General features: G+C 36.8%; 13 protein-coding genes. 7 read left to right on the top strand and 6 right to left on the bottom strand.

The window, feature by feature from the left end; all coding sequences use genetic code 11:
* Nucleotides 1–57 precede the first annotated feature (57 nt).
* From EL165_RS12640 to ccoN, 5 genes are all read right to left on the bottom strand, one after another.
* Nucleotides 58–999: a YihY/virulence factor BrkB family protein gene (locus tag EL165_RS12640; RefSeq protein ID WP_002976573.1), complete on the bottom strand. Its 942-nt coding sequence runs from the start codon at nucleotides 997–999 to the stop codon at nucleotides 58–60.
* A 1-nt stretch (nucleotide 1,000) separates the two neighbouring features.
* Entirely contained in the window at nucleotides 1,001–3,328 is a 2,328-nt protein-coding gene (tamL, locus tag EL165_RS12635; RefSeq protein ID WP_002976574.1) for a translocation and assembly module lipoprotein TamL, read from the bottom strand.
* Entirely contained in the window at nucleotides 3,328–8,355 is a 5,028-nt protein-coding gene (locus tag EL165_RS12630) for a translocation/assembly module TamB domain-containing protein (RefSeq protein WP_002976575.1), read from the bottom strand. The genes tamL and EL165_RS12630 overlap by 1 nt, the downstream gene beginning before the upstream one ends.
* A gap of 293 nt (nucleotides 8,356–8,648) precedes the next feature.
* The gene (locus EL165_RS12625; protein WP_002976576.1) at nucleotides 8,649–9,536 is read right to left on the bottom strand and encodes a cbb3-type cytochrome c oxidase N-terminal domain-containing protein; all 888 of its coding nucleotides are present in this window, start codon (nucleotides 9,534–9,536) and stop codon (nucleotides 8,649–8,651) included.
* A 19-nt stretch (nucleotides 9,537–9,555) separates the two neighbouring features.
* Nucleotides 9,556–11,835, bottom strand: a complete 2,280-nt coding sequence (ccoN, locus tag EL165_RS12620) for a cytochrome-c oxidase, cbb3-type subunit I (RefSeq protein ID WP_041461593.1) — start codon at nucleotides 11,833–11,835, stop codon at nucleotides 9,556–9,558.
* Between the two features lie 183 nt (nucleotides 11,836–12,018).
* Between ccoN and EL165_RS12615 the strand changes: the two genes are divergently transcribed.
* The 6 genes from EL165_RS12615 (at nucleotide 12,019) to EL165_RS12590 (ending at nucleotide 19,615) form a co-directional block, all read left to right on the top strand.
* On the top strand, nucleotides 12,019–12,312 hold the full coding sequence (locus EL165_RS12615; RefSeq protein WP_002976578.1) for a helix-turn-helix domain-containing protein: 294 nt from the start codon (nucleotides 12,019–12,021) through the stop codon (nucleotides 12,310–12,312).
* 352 nt (nucleotides 12,313–12,664) lie between these two features.
* Complete coding sequence (locus EL165_RS12610) at nucleotides 12,665–15,559, top strand: sensor histidine kinase (RefSeq protein WP_002976579.1); 2,895 nt, start codon at nucleotides 12,665–12,667, stop codon at nucleotides 15,557–15,559.
* Nucleotides 15,556–16,170, top strand: coding sequence for a response regulator transcription factor (locus tag EL165_RS12605; protein WP_002976580.1), 615 nt, complete (start codon nucleotides 15,556–15,558; stop codon nucleotides 16,168–16,170). Before EL165_RS12610 ends, EL165_RS12605 begins: the two co-directional genes overlap by 4 nt.
* Nucleotides 16,171–16,293: 123 nt before the next feature.
* Entirely contained in the window at nucleotides 16,294–17,118 is an 825-nt protein-coding gene (locus EL165_RS12600; protein ID WP_002976581.1) for a hypothetical protein, read from the top strand.
* A gap of 186 nt (nucleotides 17,119–17,304) precedes the next feature.
* The gene (locus tag EL165_RS12595) at nucleotides 17,305–18,723 is read left to right on the top strand and encodes an amino acid permease (protein ID WP_002976583.1); all 1,419 of its coding nucleotides are present in this window, start codon (nucleotides 17,305–17,307) and stop codon (nucleotides 18,721–18,723) included.
* Between the two features lie 259 nt (nucleotides 18,724–18,982).
* Nucleotides 18,983–19,615: an HdeD family acid-resistance protein gene (locus EL165_RS12590; protein WP_002976584.1), complete on the top strand. Its 633-nt coding sequence runs from the start codon at nucleotides 18,983–18,985 to the stop codon at nucleotides 19,613–19,615.
* Nucleotides 19,616–19,681: 66 nt separating this feature from the next.
* On the opposite strand, the gene EL165_RS12585 is transcribed toward EL165_RS12590, so the two are convergent.
* Complete coding sequence (locus EL165_RS12585) at nucleotides 19,682–21,106, bottom strand: tetratricopeptide repeat protein (protein ID WP_002976585.1); 1,425 nt, start codon at nucleotides 21,104–21,106, stop codon at nucleotides 19,682–19,684.
* Between the two features lie 604 nt (nucleotides 21,107–21,710).
* Between EL165_RS12585 and EL165_RS12580 the strand changes: the two genes are divergently transcribed.
* Nucleotides 21,711–23,012, top strand: a complete 1,302-nt coding sequence (locus tag EL165_RS12580; protein WP_126358638.1) for a hypothetical protein — start codon at nucleotides 21,711–21,713, stop codon at nucleotides 23,010–23,012.
* The last annotated feature ends 44 nt before the right edge of the window (nucleotides 23,013–23,056 follow it).

Below are 23,056 nucleotides of genomic sequence, written 5' to 3'. Positions count from 1 at the left end.
TTAATACTGGCAATTCGGATCGCGCATCTCAAAATCCCGAATCTCGAATTCTGCATTTTACGTCTTATCATCGGGCTCACTATGCATCTGCCTCAAACTATCTGCATACAACTTAGCCGGAGTCCATCGCGCATGTTTGGAAAGCGTGACTTTATATCCCTTTTTATAAGTATAAACCTTGGTAAATTCTGCACCAAAGAAGATCAGCATACAGGAGTAATTGATCCACATCATGATGAGAATAACCGTTCCGGCTGCACCAAAGGCTGAGGTAGGTTTTACCTGGTTAAAATAAAGACTTAATAAAAATTTTCCGAGGGTAAACAAAACGGTTGTCAGAAATGCACCTTTCCATACAGGCTTCCAGCTAATCAAAACATCAGGGAGCACCTTAAACATTAAAGCAAATAGAAGCATCACCAGACCAAAACCCACCGCAAAATTGACAAGTTCTACCAACATATAGGTTTCAAAACCAAAATATTGGGTGATAATTGTATTAAACAAGCTGATCAGAGAAGATAAAATCATGGTGATCATTAAGAGGAATCCCAGAATAAGGATCATTCCTAAAGAATTCGCTCTGTCCAGTAAGAATTTAACCAGTGCTTTTTTGGGAGCAGCTTCTACTTCCCAAAGTGTATTCAATGAATGCTGAAGCTGGAAAAAAAGCGTTGTAGAACCGAAAACCAATGATCCGACTCCTACCGCTTTCATAAAAATATTTTTTTTGTCAATCAAAGCACCCGCCAGCATTCCTTCGATACTTTTTGCCACATCCGGTCCCATAATACCGCTGATCTGGGTACTTATCTGTCCGCGGATGGCTTCTTCACCGAAGAAATTTCCTAGCACCCATATAATAATGATCAATAATCCCGGGATTGAAAAGATAGCATAATAGGCAAGACTTGCTGAATCTTTAGATGCAGAAGAATTATTCCATTCTGTAAATGTGTCTTTCAGAACCTCCCAGAAAAATTTTGCAGTTTTGATCATATTAAAAAGGATATCCGATGGCAATATTTAAAACAAGATTATCTTTTCTCCAGCTTGGATCCCCGAAGTTAATTTTATCGAAGGCCCATCTGTCTCCTTTCTGATAATAAGGAACTCTCAGTGGCATTGCAAGATCCAGCCTTAAGATCAGGATAGAAAAATCCAGTCTCAGACCAACTCCGGCTCCCACCGCAATTTCATTTAAAAAATCTTTTGAAAACTTAGCCCCCGGTCTGTTTTCATCATCGTGAAGAAGCCAGATATTTCCGGCATCTACAAAAACAGCTGCATTTAAAAACTTATAAAGATTGGCGCGGTATTCCGCATTTAATTCCAGTTTAACATCTCCTGATTGGTCAAAATAAGAACCTTCCGGTATGGTTCTCGGATCGAAGCTCCCCGGTCCCAATGTTCTTGCACGGAAAGCTCTGATACTGTTACTCCCTCCTGAGAAAAATTGCTTGGAGAAAGGTATAAACTCTGAATTTCCGTATGGATAAGCGATTCCTCCAATGAATCTCGTTGCTAATGAAGACTTTTCAGTGAACTTATGATAGAACCTGAAATCATTTTCAATTTTTACATACTGGCTGAAAGGAATCCCAAATATTTTCTTTTCCTTATCTTTTTTTACATCAGCTCCTGTAACCAGCCCTGTGATATTTCCTGCCAGATCAAGGGTCCCTTTATAATAAATGGTATTGGTCTTAGGATACATGGTATTGGTGTAGGTGTAAGAATAGGTTGGACCGAAAATCAACTGTCTGTCTACAACTCGTTTCATAGCAGGATTGTTGGCAGACTTAATCTCGTATTCTTCTGTAACATTTGCCGGAGAAACCAAAGTAATATCAATCACTTTAAGATCATGTTCTTTCCTTGCATTTTCTTTCCATAAATATCCGAATGAACCAGTGAAATTATTAAGCGTGTAATACTGGGTTCTGTTTTGGAATTCATATCCCAATGTGATATTGGTTCTGGGAACAAACTCACTGGAAGAATGAAAACGGAAAGGTGCCACAATTCTCGGAATTGAAAGCTGTACATTCGTTCCTGCACGGAAAATATTATTCGCATTCTGAGCGCCACCCATCTGGAAATCAAAAGCCCCGTAAATTGCGGCTTTAAATTGTTCCGCACCTCGGAAGAAATTTCGGTGGGTCCAGTTAAGGTTTAGTTCACTACCCGCATAGTTGGCAGAATTGGTTCTTCCCAATGCTTCCAGACGAAGGGATTGGATTTGTCTCGGGGTTAATAAATAATAAGCATCAAATTTATGACTTAAAGAATCAGATACGATAAACTCATTCTTTACAAACTTGAAAACACCCAGACTGATCAGCCTGTTCAGGGTAAGGTTATGATTGGAACGGTTATACAGATCTCCCTGTTTGAAATATAAAGCTCTGTCAAAAATCTTTGGTTTGAATTTATGCTGTGGATCAATTACATATATATCATCGAAAGCATATTTTGAAAGAGAGTCTTTATTCATAGGGATGCTGTACTTACCGTCTTTTACATCCTGAATATTATAGTTGGGAAATACAATTACCTTATCAATACTGAATTGCTGAGTCGCTAAATCCGGAGTATTGTCTTTCAGTTTTACGTTGAGCTCAACCTTATGGTTTTTGCTTACCGTACTGTCTGCCTGTACAATAATATTATCCGGATGGAAATAATAAAAGCCTCTTTCCTTTAACCTGTTATCAATTCTTTCTCTTTCTGCTTTAATGACATCAAGGTCAAAAGGTCTACCATTTTTGAGAAGGGTTTTATCAGCAAAGCTCTGGATTTCTTGATTGACCAATGTAGAATCTTTCTGAAACTTCACTCCATCAATAAGGTATCGTGAACCTGGTCTCACGGTATATATAACCTGAGCCTTTTTATTTTTTGAAACCGTATCATAGGTAGCTTTAGCATTAAAATACCCTTTGTTTTCAGAGTAATTTTCAATAATATCTTTATTGAATTCTCTGTCTACATCACCTAATAAAACTGGTTTTTCACCCACTTTATATTTCAGCCAGTAATTAAAACCTTTGTCTTTTTTAGGCTCTTTGGCTATGTTATAGAAATACAGCTTTGGGCGCATTCCTAAAAATGTAGAATTGGGTTTAGGAGTGAGATTCGCTTCCAGCGCAGCCTGCAATTCTTTTTTTTCTTTTTTCGAAATCGTATCGTTTTCAATTTTTACTTCAGCTCCTGTGTAGAGCATCTGGCCCTCTTTCAAAAACCTGGTATTGCTGCACGAAATCACCGTTGATGCCATTCCGGAAACCAACAGATACTTACAATATATATGGAACTTATTACTCATTATTTAAATTCTACCACTTGGTTATTTTGATTCTTTTTCGGTTTTTTCTCTTTGGTTTTCTGGAAAATCTCCCGGAATTTGTCATAATCCAACGTAATTATGAATCCGACTCCGGTTTCTATGATCTGCCCCTGAAGAGCTACCTGATATTCATCCTTACGATAAGCACGCAGCATATATCTTCCATCTTTGGAAAGGCTGTAATCTACAGAAACATTCCCTGCAATGTTGGTCATGTTTTCATTCTGACGGGCCTGGCCTTCCAGTCCGAAATTGCTTCCCACCGTTACTTTCAGTCGGTCATTCAGTAATTTTTTACTGATATCCACATTCAGATCGGTTCTCGTATTTTTCTCCCCGCTGGAATAATCTTCTGAAGAATCAAGACCAAAATTAAGATCCACCCCTTTAATCAGGCCTGCCGCAAGATTATTCAATTGCTGAGAAAGGATTTTACTCACACTCTGTCTTGCCATGGTTTCCGCAGACATTCCTGCTCCGCTTTCAAATGGATTCTCTCCTATAAAACGGTTCAGAAGCAATAAGGCAAAAACCTGCTTATTCAGTTCTGATTCCTGGGTTCTGACCTGAGCGAGTTTCTGGTCGATAATATCTTTTACATTGGTGGATACGGCATTATTTTTTTCATCCGTGGTAATATCGAAAGTGAGCTGAGGTTTCAATAGTTCACCTTTCATTTTCAATAACGCATTGAAAGGAACCCTTTGTTTAAACTGATTGATTGTGGAGGCACTTTCTCCACTGATCTGCTGTTCTACAAGATCAATAGGCGGAGCTTCTGTTTTGTACACGGCTGTAATATCCATCTGAGCCATTGTAGGTTCACCGGTCCAGGTAATAGTACTTCCTTTCTGGATGTCAAATTTACGTTTCAGGAAGCTCACAGAGAGATCATAGCTTCCCTTGTCCACTTCATAAACTCCTACCAGTGTGGTTTTCCCTGACGGATCTATTCCGCCGGTTAATTCTGCCTCGCCCTGAAGCTGTACAAAATCACCATTGGCTTTATCAATAATTAATGAAAGTTTTGCTTCTTTGCTGACCTCAATATTAACACTTACATCCATTCCTTTGATACGGCTCTGTGCATTAAGTGAGTCTGCTTTAATTGTTTTATTCAAAACTACCTGATCCTGGTCTACAAACTCTACAATGCCGTCTCTTTCCTGTAAAGAGGGGCTGGATTGTGGAAGAACAAAAGTGAAATCCGTATTGTCAGCTACGCTTAACCTTCCGTCTACTTTTGGAAGATCAAGATTTCCACGGATATGAAGACCTGCATCAATGGCAAGAATACCATACATAATCGCATCATTGGATTTTTCCGAATTAACCACTTTAAAGTCTTTGGCATTAACATTAAGGTTAAAGGCAAAATCTCTGTATGTCTGGGTAAGAATCTGCCCATCCATAACTAGTGCGTTACCGTCTTTATCTTTTATTTTGAATTTGTCAAACTCAATTCCACGGCTGGTAAAATCTATTTCATCGCTAAGATGTCTGAAATCACTTCCTGTTTTGGCAATTTCCAGTCCGGCATCATTGAATTTTACTTTTCCTAAAATATTCGGTTTATCACTGGTCCCTGTAATCGTTAAGTTTCCTGAAAGATAGCCTTCCGTATTGGTAATCGCGTTCATGGAGAATCCCTGAATACTCTTCATCTGAAGCTGATTGATCGCCATATTCAGATCGAAAGTACTGGATGAGGTATTGTAATCTCCCAGGATTTTTACATCATTGTTATTTCCGGAAAGAGCGATATCGGCATTTAAAACATTCGGTGAAGCATTGTTCACTTTTACTGCAAGATTTCCAACAGGACTTCCATAGACAATTAAATCTGAAATGTTCAAATCAGAAGTGAAGGTCATTTTTTTAGTCACATCACGAAGCTGAGCGGTTCCGTTAATAGTTCCTCTTGCAAGTACCGTATCTTTTTTAATAAGTTCCGTAATGGTTTCAATCTTAAAATCTTTCAACGAAATATTTAAAGGACTGCTGGGATTGTTGTTTTCCGACTGAACAGCAATTTCACTGCTACCGTTAGATAAAATAAAGTTATCTGCCAGAATTCCTTTGCCGCTGATCTGGATTTTATTGTTTTCAGCAACATTCCAGTCAGTGTAATTCAGTTTTAGACCATTGGGGTTAAGCGATATTTCGGTAATGTCATTCAAGGATTTTGCGTTTCCTGCAATCAGAAACCGGGTGGCATCCTTTTCATCTTTTGTCGTGACATTGTATCGGATTGTGTTATCGGCAACATCTCCGTCAATATTGATTTTATTTAAAGAAAAGCTTGAGCTTTTTAAAGCCGCAACGTTCAGGCTGTACTGCAGAGCCTGATTTTCATTCGTAACTTTTAAAGCTCCTTTTTCAATAGAATTTTCGCCATACAATAATCGCGGAATCTGTCCGTCAATTTCAATTTTCTGAGAATCGGCATCATAGTTTCCGGCCAAATTTATGGTTTCAAAATCTTTCAGGTCCGGAACAAATTTTCTGATCAGGTCATCATTTTTGATTTTTGCCGTAAAGGTAAAATGCTGTACCGGATCAATTTTCTGGCTTTTATCAGGTTTCTGGAACTGATAATACTGATTGATAGTTTGCGTTAAAGCTCCAAAAATCTGAGTGAGCTTATATTTTCCTTTCAATTCTGCATCAGCAATCTGGGAATTGAAAATAATCTGCGTGGAATCCTGAGTAGATGATGCTTTCAGATTGACTTCCTGTACGGGATACACTTCTTTGGTATCTGAAAAAGCAAAATCTTTAAGGTTGAGATATCCGTTCAGATTATTTGGATCCAGACTGGTAAAATCACCATCAATTTTTCCGGCAATGATCATTGGTTTTTCATAGAAGCCAAGTTTATTGACATCCAGTTTGATGACTTCTCCATTCACTTTTACCGTTGGATTTTTTTCGTTATAAACGCCTGAAGCAGTCAGTTGTAAACTTGCATTTGGATCTTTGGAATCCAAAATAACATGATAAGCCCCTTTGCGAATCTTTCCGGTAAGATTCATGTTTTGATAACGGTACCCTTTGTAGACAGCAGAAGCTACGTGTCCTTTTAAATCTGCATTAGCATTTTTAAAGTCAAAACTTTCTCCTTTCGCTGCAATTTGCGCAGTCACAGGGCCAATATCTTTATTCTGAATAATTTTTCCTACCTGTATTCCCTGCAGATTGGCTTTTATATCATACAGTTCATGATTCTTTTTTTGCATGTCTACCTGTGCGATAATGGCTGCATTTCCGAGAGTAGAGTAGAGGTTCAGATCGGTATTTACTACCTTTGTGGTGCCTTTTGCATTTCCTTTAATGCTGAAGTGGGAAGGAAGCGAAATATTGGATGGAATTGTATTTTTAGGGACAAGATTGAATATCGTTTTGGCACTGGAAGAAAATTCGCCTATTCTCAGATCATAATATAACTGATTCGGATTCATCGCGTTCCTTATTTTTCCGGAGGCCATTACCCTTAGCTGATCCAGCCCGGAAACTTTCAGATCCTGAATCAAAAGATCATTGACGCTCCCTTTTACATTAGCATTGACATTAAGGACAGCATTCGGATATTTATTAAAAGGTACTGTATTTCTTAAAGTCGGAGCCAGATTCAGAATATCTGAAAATCCGATTTTGGAATCTTTGATATTGGCTGAAATTTTCACGGCGCCTAAGTTTGAACTCAGCTGATCAATAGAGTTATAATTTAAAATAACCTCATCGCGCAATAGTGTTTTTGGAGTTTGCAGATAAAGGTCTTTGAGATAAGCCTCTTTTTCACCATACACAAAATCCGTATTGAACTTCTGGATATCCAGACCTCTGCCTTCTTTAATCTCTGCAGAATTTACCGTTCCGGCAAAAGTATTATTCTCCATTTTAAAGCTTCTCACCTCAACATTCATTTTTGAAAAATTAAGATGGTTGAAGTCCATTCCCTGTTTAGTTGGAGCAATGGCAGTATTATTATAGGTTGCTTTTACATCATTCAACACGAGTTTTCCTAAAAGAAGCTTCATGGCCTTATCCTGATCGGAAACTTTGGAAACCTCAGGTTCTTTTGTGTTTTTCGGATTGGCATTTTTAGCGGGAAGATAAAGGTTGGCATTAATATCTGCCCCGGAAAGGAAAATATTCGCTACGTTGAAAGCGTTGTTTTCGAGATCCAGTTTATTAACCTTTGTGCTTAGCTCTTTAAAGATAACTTTTGCAAATGTTTTGGTATTTTCATCACCGTAATCAATATCGAAATGGGTAAGCTTAATGCCTCTCAGTCCAATATTCATCGGCTTTTTTTCATTGAGGAAATCTACTTTTTTCTCTACCTTTTTAGCAACTTCTTCTACAAGGTCCTGCTTTAGCTTTAATTTTAGTCCGTCAAGATTAATATCATTGACAGCATAGTTGTTTTTGTTAAGATCAAAAGTTTTTACCCTTGTATCGAACGATTTAAAATAGAGCTGAATATCATTCTTCGACTGCTGGTCATTGAAGGTAACGCCAACATCTTTTAAATTGATTTTATCGAGAGAAATAATAAAAGGTTTGGAAGGACTTTCCTCTTTATCACTGGTCGCAAAAGCATCAATAATATAATCAAAATTGAATTTGCCATCCGGTTTCCGTACCACATTGGCGCGGGCTCCTTCCATATTGACGGATGTAATATCTGCTGTAGAATTGAGAAGTTTCAGCATGTGTAAGCCTACATCCAGTTTTTTCACTGCCAGAAGGGTATCTACGTCCTGTCCTTTGAGATAGAGGTTTTCCATAACAAGGCTATTAGGAAACCCAATGTAGACTCTTTCAAGGCTTACCGGAGTTTTGATTTTTTTCTCCAGGTAAACAATGAGTTTATCTTTAATGAAATTTTGAACGGCAGGAAGTCTTAAGCTTAATATCAACAGGGTAAGAAGAACCAATATTGAAATAAAGGTTATTGCAATACGCCTTAAGAGTTTTGTGGTGTTGATTTTCAGTTTCAAATGCGATGTGGTTTCTAACAAAGATAATAATACTATTTTATTTGGTCTTTGTTGTGGTACCCTTTTGCGTATGCAAAAATCCTGCCTTGACCGTCTTTTTATGGAATTTTTAGTTTGTAGTTGTCAAGTGAATAGTTGAGTAGGACGAACCAAGGCAAGAATTGTTATTGTAAAAAACGCCCCCTTTTTATCATTTTTTTAATGTTGAAAAGGTTAGTTAGCAAAAATGAAAATTCAAATGTTAGTGTAGTAAGGGGGCGTGGCATGGTTTATAAGATAGATAATAAATTTTTTTATTCATTTCCGTTTTCCCATTTTACCTCTTCTCCCTGAGGAGCTGCTCCGCCTTGTGCGGTTGTAATAGGAGCAGTTTCCTGATTGATATGGTAAATGTAAGCGGCAATTTTTTCAGCATCTCTTCCGGTAATGGTTCCCTCCTTGATGAAAGGTCTCATGGTAGGATTGTTGGGAGAACCGTTTTCAAGCATCCAGAAAACATTTTTAAATAAGCTTTTTTCTTTAATATTAATCCAGTGAGTATCGGTAAGGTTGGGACCAATGCCGCCTTTTCCTCCGTCTCCGTGGCAGGTAACACAATTGGTTTTGAAAAGTTCCTGTCCTTCTGCAATATTATCAGCACTGTACTTGGCAGATTCCAGATTGATCTGCGGGGCACTTTTTTCATACTCTTCAATGGAAGCTAACATGGTTTTTGCCTCTTTGGTGTATTCTACATCAGGATGGGCGTAATCTGTAAAAGAGAAAGCTACCAGATACACGGCACAGAAGATACATCCGAACCAAAACAGACCGATCCACCATTTTGGAAGAGAATTGTCAAGCTCCGTAATTCCATCGAAACCGTGATCGATAAGGATATCTTTTTCTTCTGTAGCGGTTTGCTTTTTGAAGGCAGAATTCCATAACTTCTGATAATAAGGAATCTTTTTTTGCTCCAGATATTGTTTTTTCTCTTCCTCTGATAATCTGCTGAAACTTTCATTCTCCACCAGATCTCCAATGGAGTTCATGATCAGCAGAAGGATAACAGCGATTAATATCAGTGCCCAGAAAAAAGGAGAAGAAAAATATCCTGAATCTCCGGCGAACATTTCAAAGGCCATGATCGTTAAACCTATCGTTGTTGCGATATATACTGAAATTGGGGTTCTCGTTTTCATTGCAATACAATTTTAAATGTTACTCTACACTTGCGGTTTGCACCTGTGTTGTTTTAATATCTGTACCTAATCTCTGCAGATATGCAATCATGGCTACAATTTCTCTCTGCTCAAGCGGTACATAGGCCGATCCTTTTGCTGCTTTTTCCTTTGTCATCTGATCTTTCACGTCGGTAGCTTCAGAGTAGATTCTTTTTACAATTGCTTTTGACTGATTGTCTGCCCACTGATTGGCAGAATCGATCTGAGCTTTTGTATAGGGAACATCAAAAGCATTTTTCATCAGCTTCATTTTATCCACCATTTGTGTTTTATCAAGTTTATTGGTAATTAACCATGGGAAACGTGGCATAATAGAACCTGCAGATGTAATCCTTGGGTTATACATATGTTTGAAGTGCCATGAATCCGGGTTTCTGCCTCCTTCTCTGTGAAGATCCGGTCCTGTTCTTTTAGATCCCCATAAAAATGGCCTGTCATATATGAATTCTCCTGCTTTGGAATATTGTCCGTTTTTTCCTTCAAATCTTACCACTTCATCACGGAATGGTCTGATCATCTGAGAGTGGCAGGCGTTACATCCTTCCCGGATATATAAATCTCTGCCCTCAAGTTCCAGTGGAGTATAAGGTTTCACTGCAGTAATGGTAGGTACACTTTGCTTAAGGGATAGTGTCGGAACAATTTCCACCAGTCCGCCAATCGCTACTGTAATGAAAGCTAATATTGAAAGGAGAGTAGGTGTTCTTTCCAGCCAAAGGTGTACGCCTTCGCCTTCTTTTCTTGCGCTTCCGATATTGGCCAGTGCAGGTGCTTCCGCCGGAACTTCTTTCTGGAATGAGCCTGCTTTAATTGTTTTAATCACATTAACAACCATCAGAATAGCTCCTGAAATATAGAATAACCCTCCTAAGAATCTCATTTTATAGTAAGGAATAACAGCGGTTACGGTATCCAGCCAGTTTTTCCATAACAGTGTTCCGTCCGGGTTGAACTGTTTCCACATCAATCCCTGTGTGAACCCTGATATATACATAGGTACGGCATAGAAAATAATTCCCAATGTTCCCAGCCAGAAATGCCAGTTGGCTAATTTTACAGACCAGAGTTTTGTTCTCCACATGATTGGGATCAGGTAATAAACAATTCCGAATGCCATGAAACCATTCCACCCAAGGGCACCAATATGTACGTGACCAATTACCCAGTCAGTATAGTGACCAATTTTATTTAATGATTTTGTTGCTAGCAGAGGTCCTTCGAAAGTAGCCATACCATAGCAGGTAACGGCAACTACAAAGAATTTCAGAATAGGATTTTCTCTTACTTTGTCCCATGCTCCTCTTAAAGTAAGAAGACCATTCAGCATTCCTCCCCATGATGGTGCAATAAGCATAATGGAGAATCCGGTTCCTACGGCTTGAGCCCATGCCGGCAAAGCTGTATATTGAAGGTGGTGAGGCCCGGCCCAAAGGTATACAAAGATCAGCGACCAGAAGTGAATAATGGATAATTTGTATGAGAATACCGGTCGCTGAGCTGCTTTTGGCATAAAATAATACATCAGACCTAATACAGGAGTGGTTAATACGAATGCTACCGCATTATGCCCGTACCACCATTGTACTAATGCATCTTTTACTCCTGCATATACAGAATAGGATTTCCAGCTTGTGAAAGATAACGGAACTTCAAGGTTATTGAAGATGTGGAGCATGGCTACAGCAATCCAGGTTGCCATATAAAACCATATTGCTACATATAAATGTCTCACTCTTCTTTTAGCGATAGTTCCGAACATGTTGATTCCGAAAATGATCCATGAGAATGCAATTAAGATGTCAATAGGCCATTCATGCTCGGCATATTCTTTAGACGTATTGATTCCCATAAGGAATGTAATCACTACACTTACAATCATCAGCTGCCATGACCAGAAATGAATCCAGGAAAGGGTATCACTGTACATTCTGGTTTTAAGAAGCCTCTGCATACTGTAGTAAGCACCACAGAAAAAGGAGTTACATACGAAGGCAAAAATTACAGCACTGGTATGAAGCATTCTGATTCTTCCGAATCCCATAGCTCCCTGTGTATTGATCAGTCCCTGAATATTACCCGAAGCCAGGCTTTTAATAGTTGTATCATCCGTACCGAATAAAAATTCAGGCAATTCAGGATAAAAAAGCATCAATGCAGCTGTAAGCCCCAGCAGAAATCCTACAAGTCCGAATGCGATAGTCGCATAGAGGAATGCTCTGACAATGGTATTGTCATAATTAAATTTTTGCGTCTCCATAAATTCCAATAGTGTTTACCGAAGTGATATTTCCTTTGAAAAAGGTGTATTTTTAACCTTTTTATATGTTAAAAGTAAATATCATGTAACGTGTATAATGTTTTGCCAAAGGTATTTATTAACTTTGTTGAAGGCTAATAGATAATCTTCTAAAATATACCGAAAACTACTAAAACAGAAACGATGAAAGTTTGTGGACAAAATATCAGAAAAATACGTAGGAGTAAAGATCTTACGCAGGAGTATATGGCCTTTGAAATGGGAATTTCCCAAAAGGCTTATTCCGATATTGAAAATTCCAAAGTGAAGATCAATCTGGAAATACTGACTAAAATATCTGATATTTTAGAGATCAGACCATCCGATATCTGCAGTATTTCTCATAAGTGCGGAACAGACGGTTTCGAAGATAAATACCAAAGCCTTCTGGAATATATGAAAAAGAATAACATATCAATTCCCAAAGAATTTCTATAAGCTGTAATATTATCTTTTAAAATATAAAAACAATGATCTCCCCGGACAGAGGGAGATCATATTTTTTTGCGAACAAAAAAGACTGTGTTTCTAGTATGCCTGATGACATGGCATTGATGAGGGAACAAATATTTGGTTTGTCAAATTTATTATAATCAATACAGTATTAATAAATAATTATGTAGAAAAAAAATCACATAATTGTGGATAAATATTTACAATAAATTTAATTTTGTATAATATATTTGCCTTAAATATAATGCTGGCCCTCTGAATGAAGCATCTCTACTTTATTTCACTTCTATTTTTTTTATGTGTCAACGGCCAAAGCTATACGACCCAATGGTATAATATGGACAATGGCCTGCCTCAAAACAGTATCAAAGACATTGTAAAGGACAGATATGGTTTTATCTGGCTGTCCATGGAAGGTTGGATCATGAGATATGACGGGAGTAACTTTGTACAGTATAATAATTTTAAACTTAAAAACTTAAGTTTTGGAGACTTCTATGGCAGTATAAAAAAAGACAGCATCTCTGTTTTTAACACTTCTGAAAAAAATGTTCTTTTAATTTCACGTCGAAGACCGGAGGTTATAGCTGCCAATAATACATTTGAGAATAGAGAAGTTTTGAAAAATAAAATCTATAAAAGAATTGTAAGAAATACTCTCACGACCAGATATATATCTTATTATGTTAATTCCTATTATGTTCAGTTGGATGAAGGAACCTACTACTTTGAAGATAACAAGATTGTTTACGTTGATAAAATAAGTAAGAAAAGAACTATCATTACCGTTGGTTTTTCCCATGACCGGTTGAAAAAAATGTTTGTTCATGGCGAATCTGTATTCATTAGTGATCCGGTCCGTAAGAAAATAATCAGATTATATAAAGGAACATTATTAGAAATAGAAGCCGATTCTATTTATACAGATCAGGAAACGAGAATGTACTGGCAGCAAATTTCCGGACAGGTTTTTATTATTAACCGTGGTAAGATATACAGAAGTGAATTCTCAGGGAGTAAGCTAAAACTCACTTTTTTATTGGAGTATAAGGATATTGATAAAGACATCTCCGGGGCTATATTTTATGATGAGGTGGCAAGGAAACTCTATATAGGAAGTTCTGTTAATGGATTGAAGATTCTGAGCCTGTCAGATTTCTCGGTTTCCAGAAAAAATCTGCCCTATCAGGATGAGGTTTGCTATGCGGCAATTTCTTATGGTGACAATTCTGTTCTGACACAGGAAGGAATAAAATATTCCCGCAATACTTCAGAAAGGGTGTTTTCTGCTCCCCAATCCTATGATAAGAGATACATATTGGAGGATAATGTAGGAAATCTTATATATCGGGAAAATAATTCCATTCATGTAAGGTATAAAAATACCGGATTTTCAAAATATGATTCCATTTCTTTTCAAGGTAAAGAAATTGACGGGCTTTATAAAGATGAGAATCTTTACAGTGCATCCATTGTAGATAAAAATCAGTTTTATCTCTATTTGTTTGACCACGATAATTTTAAGAAAACTGAAAAGATTATTCCATGTGAAAATAATATAGATGCTGTTTTCAGATATAATAAAGACCTCCTTTATCTGGGAAGCAGCGGAGGAATTTATGTATACTCTTTTTCCCGGAATAAAGTGATAAAGCAGATAGGTAAAGGCCTTCCTGTAAAACAAATCATCAGAACAAAAGAGGGAAATATCTGGTTCACGACTTACAGCAGAGGAATTTATCTGATGAAAGATCAGAAAGCAGTCAGAGTTCCTTCCGATAAAAATAATTTTCTGGCGAATGCTCATTATTTGTTGGAAGATCAGCATTCCAATTTATGGATATCTTCTGATAACGGGTTGTTCAGGATTAATAAAGATAATCTCCTGCAGTATATGAAAAGTCCACAGGGAGTGATCACTTATTACCGGTATACTAAAAAACAGGGGCTTTTGAATAATGAATTCAATGGAAGTGCAAACCCTTGTGCTCATGTGCTGAAGGATGGACAATTTGTATTTCCGTCTATGGAAGGATTTGTATTTTTTAATCCCGCAAATATCAGAGTTTATTATCCGGGTAGTAAAGATATTTATTTGGAAAGAGCAAGAGTAAAAGGAAAAATGATTCAGCTGAAGGATAAACTCTTTCTGGAATGCGGATATAAAAATGCGGAACTTTATATAGATATTCCTTATTATTCCGACCTTGACAATATCTATCTTCAGGCCAGGCTTTCAGGGAGTGAAGACAGTCGATGGATTAACATCAAAAGTGATCGGATATTCCGGTTAGCCAATATAGAACCCGGAACTTACAATCTTATCATTCGGTTTTTATCTTCCGAAACCGGGAAATTCGTATATAAAACACTTCCTGTAGAAGTTGAGGCTTATTTTTATCAGACCCTGTTCTTCAAAATCCTGGTCGCAGGGATTATCATTTTCGTTATTCTGGTGATTGTACAGATTCGGACCAATTTTTTAAGGCTGAAAAATAAAATACTGAAAAATACCCTGGACCATAAAGACAAGCAACTGCTGGAAACCAGTAATAGACTTAAAAACCAATCCGATTATCAGAAAAAACTGGTTGAAAGTATCAGTCATGATATTACAACTCCGGTAAAATTTATTGCACTTCTCTCACAGGAGCTCAACCAGTCTGAAGATCCGAAAACACAGAAAAAATATTTTGACAGCATTTACAAAACCTCAGAGCAGCTTTATAAATTTACATTAAGCCTTAAAGAATATACGGAACTGTATAAACAGGAAAATACAGAGAACGAAGAATATTCTATCTATGATCTTATTGAAACCAAAAGGTTATTGTTTGAAGAAATTGCAGCCCGTAAAAAAACATTTATCTACAACTTCTGTGATCATCAGCTGAAGAGTAAACTTAATAAAAATATTCTCCTCGCAGTTTTCCACAATATCATTGATAATGCAGTGAAAAACACTTCAGACGGAGAAATCATCATTACATCAGCCTCTGCAGAATCCCATATCGAAATCAATATTGCTGATACCGGAACCGGCATGTCTGATGAACAGATGATCTATTATTCCGGACTGTTTAAGAAAAACGAGAACGAACATATGATCTTTAAAAATTATGGTTTAGGGCTTCATATGGTTGTTCAGCTGATAAGAAAGATAAATTCTGAAATAACGTTTCATAAAAACACTCCGAAAGGAACCCTCATTAAAATCCTTATTAAAATATGACAAAAAAAATACTCATTGCAGATGACCATCATGTGGTAAGAATCGGGACAGCTTTGATCCTGGAGAAAAATTTTAATGATATAGAAGTAGATTTTGCAGAAACTTATGACGAAGCAAAACAGAAAATTGAATCCGGAACATTCGATCTGCTTATTCTTGATATTGAACTTCCCGGAAGTATTCTCAAATCAATGGTTAAAGAAATAAAAAGCATTTCACCGGAAACATTTATTTTGATCTTTACTTCCTATAAAGAAAATATTGCGCTGCAATATATTGAAGAAGGAGCAAATGGCTTTCTCAATAAACAGAGTGACCCTGAACATTTTGTCAAAGCTGTTGAAGTTATATTTAAAGATGGATATTATTATACTTCTGAGATGATGAATGAGATTTTAAAAGGGAACCAAAGGAAAAAAGCCATTGAAAATCTTTCAGAGAGAGAACTGCAGGTTTTTAATCTCCTTGCAAAAGGAAACGGGAACCTTGAAATTGCAAACACCCTTAACATCGAAGAATCTACCGTAGGAACCTACAAAAGAAGAGTCTACCAGAAATTAAAGATTTCCAACCTTGTTGAGCTGCTGGAAATTTACAGCGAGATTCATTAGAGCAATTTTCTTAAAGTCATAATATCACTACAGTTTTGTGGAAAAATACGTACAGTATCTGTTCCTTATTTACTCATTTTTCGCAGTAGGTTAGTGCTTCAATAAATTTTAAAAACAATTTCAATGAAAAAGATTTATGTTATGATTTTAGGGATTTTTGCGAACTTAGCCGTCGCGCAGGTTGGGGTGAATACTCCAAATCCCCAGGGAATGTTTTATTTAGACGGAAAGAAAAACAATGAGGCATCAGGTCCTGTAAGTTCCGCTAACCAGGCAGATGATGTAGTAATGACGTCTGATGGCCGCATAGGCATCGGGAATAATAATCCGGCGGCAAGTTTAGATATAAAGACCGCAGGAACCTTAGCTGTTCCGGTATCAGGAATAAAAATTGCGGATGGCGCACAAAATGATAATTATGTCCTGACTTCTGATGCCAATGGCAACGGTTTATGGAAACCTGTAAGGCTTACCGTTGTAAGAGGCACCAATGGACCTGGAGTAGATATTCCTTTTACATTTACTAACGCATTCAGTTATACAGGATCTTATATCGATTTGCCTCCTGGAAAATGGCTGGTAACTGTGCAGCAGCTTATTATTCCAACAGGAGCTGTGTTAATCAGTGATCAATGGATGTGGCTGAGAACAAGCTTTTCAGATCAGCCCAATATTGTACCTGGAGACGTGGCTGATATTTCAGGAGATATTTCCCAGGCTCCGGTTTTGGTAAGTGGGCTTATTCAAGGGCCGACTGCTCCAACGCTTACAAGATTTTCTATTATTCAGGGAAGTCTGGTGATCAACAATTCATCCGGTGCTGTAAAAAGATATAAATATATTGCAGGAAATAATGTAATTGGTGGTGCACAGACAACTGCTACCTATTTTCAGGGATTTGGAGGAAACTTTTCCGAAAATATTATTTATGCAGTCCCAACAAATTAAACGACAATTATTAAGATTAATCTCTTAGAGAGAAAGATCAATGATTTTATATTAGTGTTCAGATAAACCTTGGCAAATTGCTGAGGTTTTTTCTTGTCGGTTCTGCTGTCAATTCCCAATTTCGCCCATGGAATGTGAATTTCTCTGAAAAGTTTTTATATATTTAGCGACCGAATAATTCATTCAATGAGCAACGAAAATAAAACAGGACAAAACGAGAATTTAGTTAGAGGATTAACAAACCGACATATACAATTAATTGCCCTCGGAGGTGCTATCGGAACCGGGTTATTCCTGGGAATCGGGCCGGCTGCAGTACTGGCTGGACCATCCGTAATTTTAGGCTATGCTTTGGCAGGTATCATCGCCTTTTTTATTATGCGTCAGCTTGGTGAAATGGTAGTTCAGGAACCCGTATCGGGAAGTTTTAGCTACTTCGCTTACAAATATTGGGGAAACTTTCCAGGATTTGCTTCAGGATGGAACTATTGGATTCTCTATATTCTGGTGAGTATGGCCGAACTTACGGCTATCGGACATTATATTCATTTCTGGTGGCCGGAGATTCCGCTCTGGGTTTCCAGCTTATTCTTTTTTGTAGTCATCAATGCACTTAATTTAGCTTCTGTAAAGGTATATGGAGAAACAGAATTCTGGTTTTCCATCATCAAGGTAGTGGCTATTATTGCGATGATTATTTTTGGTGTATATCTTTTAATAAGCGGTACCGGAGGAGAAAAAGCGAGCATTACCAATTTATGGAATGATGGAGGATTCTTTCCGAAAGGATTATTTAATAAAACAGAAAGCGGATATTCAGGATTATTTGCAGCCATGGCGATGATTATGTTCTCTTTCGGAGGACTGGAGCTTATTGGTATTACTGCTGCTGAGGCGAAAAACCCGGAGAAAACAATTCCGCAGGCAACCAATCAGGTGATCTACAGAATCCTTATTTTCTATGTTGGTGCTTTAGTAATTCTGTTTTCATTAAGCCCTTGGAGAGATATCACAGAAGGATCCAGCCCTTTCGTAATGGTATTTCAAAATCTGAACGGTCTTGAGTTCAGCCTTTTTGGGAAAGTGATTCAATTCAATACTTTGATTGCCAATGTTCTTAATCTGATTGTTTTAACAGCTGCTTTGTCAGTGTACAACAGCAGTGTTTACAGTAACAGCAGAATGCTCTTCGGATTAGCTCAACAGGGGAATGCCCCGAAATTTTTGAAAAAGCTGAATAAAAATGCTGTGCCGATCAACGCAATTATTGTGTCGTCATGCTTTGCAGGAATCTGTATCATCATCAATAAATTAGTCCCTGAAAAAGCTTTTGAATATTTAATGGCCCTGGTTGTATCCACTTTGATTATCAACTGGCTGATGATATGCTACACCCACCTGAAGTTTAAAAAAACAATAAGCGCAGAAGGAATCCATTCAAAATTCCCATCTATTTTTTACCCGGTATCTAACTATATCTGCATTGCATTTCTGGTTTTGATTTTAGGATTAATGAGTATTACAGGTATGGAAATTCAGGTGATTCTGATTCCGGTCTGGCTGGGCTTTTTATTTGTGATGTATAAATTATACAAACCGAATTAGGAATTAAAACAATCTTTGAAAAGGTGGAAATCATGTGATTTTCACTTTTTTTGTTTGTGGATAGTAGTGAAATTAAACTTTTAAGAGAACTGCAGATAAGAACAATTCGGGAGGATATCATAGTTTTTCCAACTTATTTTTTGTACATTAGTAACAGGTTATATTTCAAATTAAGGTGAAAATTTACATCTGATGTTGAAATTCCTGCGGACGAACCGAACACCGCATCACAAAGTAGGAAGAACCAAAAAAGACACCTATGGCCAATTTATTTCAAACCCTTACCAATACTGTAAAACATTGGTATATCCCGTTAATCTTCGGAATTCTGTTCCTGATCTTCGGTTTTTATGTTTTCAGTGTACCGCTTGCAACGTATGTGACACTTTCTATCTTTTTCAGTGTTTCATTCTTATTTTCAGGCATTACTGAAATATTCTTTTCTTTACAGAACAGCAAATCCCTGCAGGGTTGGGGCTGGTTTCTTGTGAGTGGATTATTAACAACGGCAATAGGAATTTATCTTATCGCAAACCCTCAGATTTCTATGGCAGTACTTCCGTTTGTCATCGGATTCACATTGTTGTTCCGTTCTTTTCAGCTATTAGGTTTTGCCTTTGACCTGAAAAGCATGAGAATAATGAGCTGGGGAAATGTGGCTCTTGCCAGCGCGGGAGGGATTATATTTTCTCTATTGCTGATATTCAACCCGGTATTTACTGGAATTTCCTTGGTAACCCTTACCGGTGTTTCCTTCATATTCATGGGAATTGCTTCCATTATGCTGGCTCTGGATTTAAGAAAGATAAAAAAGATTCCGGGCAAGGTAAGTCAGGAATTAAGAGACCGGATCAGGTCAATACAGGAAGAGATTGATGAACTTAAAAAATAATGCAGCGTTGAATTATAATAAAAAAGACCTTACATGAAGGTCTTTTTTTGAATAAAGTAAAATATCTTAAAGCTCCAGAATCCACTTCTGAAGTTCAGTCTCAGGTGATAGTTTCAGCTTTTTCTTGAGTCTATATCTTTTTGTTTCTACTCCCCGTAAGCTGATGTTTTCATACTGACAGATTTCTTTATTGGTAAGGTTTAATCTGATATAGGCACTGAATTTTATATCATGCTCTGTAAGTTCTAGTGTATGCGTAATTAATTTTTCATAGAATTCAGGATAGACTTCCTTAAAACGTATCAAAAATAAAGGACTTCTGCTCTCCATCAATTGGATGATTTCTTCAAAAGAGTCGTTTACTTTTAATTTAAGAACATCTGTTTCCAAGATCTTTTTTTCAATAATCTTATCTTTTTTGAGCTCCTTTTTGATATAAATTTTTCGTATGAAATAGAATAATATTAAAAATACAGCGATAATAGCCAGAGCTATCACATAAAATGTTTTTCTTTCTTTTTCCTTCTCCTCATGTTTTAACTCAATGAGCTTATTGACAGCAAGATTTATAGCTTCTTTTTCGTTTTTATTGATATCATCATTAAGAACAGTGTATTTTCTTAGATACTCATTGGATTTGTCAATTTCATTCAAAGACTTATATACACTTGAAAGCGTATCATATACCGTCAGTAAGGAAGTTGGAGTATTTTCCGTTTTTTGAAAGATATCAAGTGACTGCAGATAATATTCTAATGCTTTTTTTTTATCTCCTTTCACATTAAAGAGATCTCCATAGCTGAACAATGCAGTTGCTTTTTCAACATCAGATGCATCATCCGAAAGGTCCATGGCTTTATTCATATAATATTCAGCAGAATCTAAATGAGTTTTTTTTGCAATAAACTGATCTGCTGTTCTTGTATAAGAAGTAATATCAGGCTTTACACCCATTATTTTCTTCTTTATAGCCCGCAAAGAGTCAAAATTTTTATCTTTAGGCAGGTTTTGCTGTTTCCATGAATAGTTGTAATCCTGGGCAAATTCTCTCTGCTTAAGATCAGAAATTTTCTTTATATAAGTTTTTGCCTGGTCAAAGGCTGCATTAGATTGTTCATAAAGTCCCAGACGTGTATAGGTTCTTCCGTATTCATTATATAAATTGGCATTTAGAAAAGGATCATTACTACGAAGCAGCTCTTTTTTAGCCTTGTCAAGATATTCCAGACTTTCCTTATTTCTGCCAAGTCCGTTTAATAAGCTTGCTATATTGGTATATGCCATAATAATACCTTTAGTATCATTACTTTCTTCATATTGTTTAATAGCATTAATATTAAATTTTAAAGCTCCTTTTGCGTCTAATTTCTTCCTGTATTCTAATGTTGTTTTTATAGGTTCAGGCTGAAAAGAAAAATCCTGAGCGTTATACAATATGGAGAAAAAAAAGAAAATCAGATAGAGTGTTTTAATTCTAAAATTGGGGAACATATTTTAAAAAATTATTAAAGCAAAAATAACTTTTTTATGAATATGATTAAAAAATTAATTAATTATAGATTATTCTTACACGTACAGAGCGTAAAATATACTTCAAAAATACTCCAGTCAATATATAAAATGCTGTTTGTTAATTCATTTAAGTGTGAAGTATATTTAGCGTAATGTTATGAACAGATAATATTGATACATTTATAACGAATTAATTTTTTTTTCATTCTTTCATGTTTGAAAATTGTTTGTGTTTATGAGCGGGGATTTTCATGGTCCCTGCTTTTTAAATGATTCATAGAATATCAGTGTGAGGTATTTATTTTTTTCTTTATTCATCCACAAAATGACTTCTAAATAGTTAATAATTCACTTTTTCTATTTACTTCAAAGCTACTTCACTTGTTTTGTAATTATTTGAAATTCAATTATTTGTATATTGAAGTGTTTTTGATGTAGGATTTTTCTTGTTTACAGGCAGTAAGTTTGCATCATCTAATTCGAACATTGAAAAAATTTCAGACCGGTCATGTTTTTCAGTACGATTCTAAATACACACAAAAGAAAAAAATTTAAACATCAAACTTTTTTAAAACGTAAACAAATGAAAAAAATAATCATTTCATCAGGAATGCTTTTCTCAAGTCTAGCTTTTTCCCAGGTAGGCATAAATACTCCTAATCCTCAAGGCTCTTTTCATGTAGATGGGGCAAAAGATAATGTTTCAACAGGAGTTCCGACAGTGGCTCAACAGTCTAATGATTTTGTTGTGCTTAGCAATGGGAATGTCGGAATGGGAACAGTAAGCCCTACAAACAAACTTGATATTCGTTCCACAACCAATGGGGCACTAAAAATTGTAGATGGAACCCAGGGAAATGCGAGAGTTTTAACATCTGATGCGAATGGTGTTGCGACCTGGAAAGATCTTCCCGTATCAGCAAATACTAATATTTATAATTCAAACGGAACACTTACAGGAGCCCGTACAGTAGCTCAGGGAACCAACTCTTTAGCTTTTACAAGTACTGCTACTACTGGAACCAATCACTTTTCAGTAGATGGGAGCACATTTTCAGTAGATGCAGTTACCAATAGAATTGGTATAGGAACAACAACTCCTAAGAACCGTTTAGATCTAGGTCCTGGTAATGGTAAAAAATTAGCATTATGGAATAGTACTGCTGGTGACGATTTCTATGGACTAGGAAATGATGCTAATGTATTGCAGCTTTTTGCAGGAGCTACGGATACAGGAAGTGCATTAATGACTTTAAATAAAAATGGAAGAGTGGGAATTGGAACCACAAATCCACAAACTAACTTTCATACTATAGGAACCCGGAGATTTGAAAACACGACCCAAGGTTCAGTTCCGGTAGGAGCAGTACTTACAGCAACTGATACTAATGGTACGGCAGAATGGAAAACAGCGTCAGCAAATGTTGCTGTAGGATCATTAGGAGCAGGGTATGATCTTCCTTTTTCTCAATTCTCAGATTTTAGATATACAGGATCATCCATTACTTTACCACCGGGGAAATGGATGGTAACTATTTCATTACTAGTAGCGCCACGTGGGACCATTACAGCTAATGACTGGTTGTTTGTAAGAAGCACCTTCTCGGAGAGCAATCTGACAACAATTGGACAGACTGGTACTCAGTCTCCAGACGTCATCAGACCTACCTTAATGAGCTTTCAATTGGTGGGGCCATATAATGGAGGACAGAAATATAATGTAGCCACAGGTACTATACAGATTAATAATACATCCGGAACAGCTAAAACTTACAGATATGTTGTTGGGAATACTCAGGCAAGTGGTACTGTAGCAGGAGCCGGATTAAATTCAATAGGAGGGTCATGGTCTGAAAATGCAATTTATGCTGTTGCAGTTAATTAATAATAAAAGTAAATAAAATTCAATATAAATATTTCAGGTAAGTA

The organism is Chryseobacterium gleum, from assembly GCF_900636535.1.
GTDB classification, from domain to species: Bacteria; Bacteroidota; Bacteroidia; order Flavobacteriales; family Weeksellaceae; genus Chryseobacterium; species Chryseobacterium gleum.
Note: the sequence above shows the minus strand (reverse complement) of the source record. Positions and strands in the feature narration are given on the sequence as shown.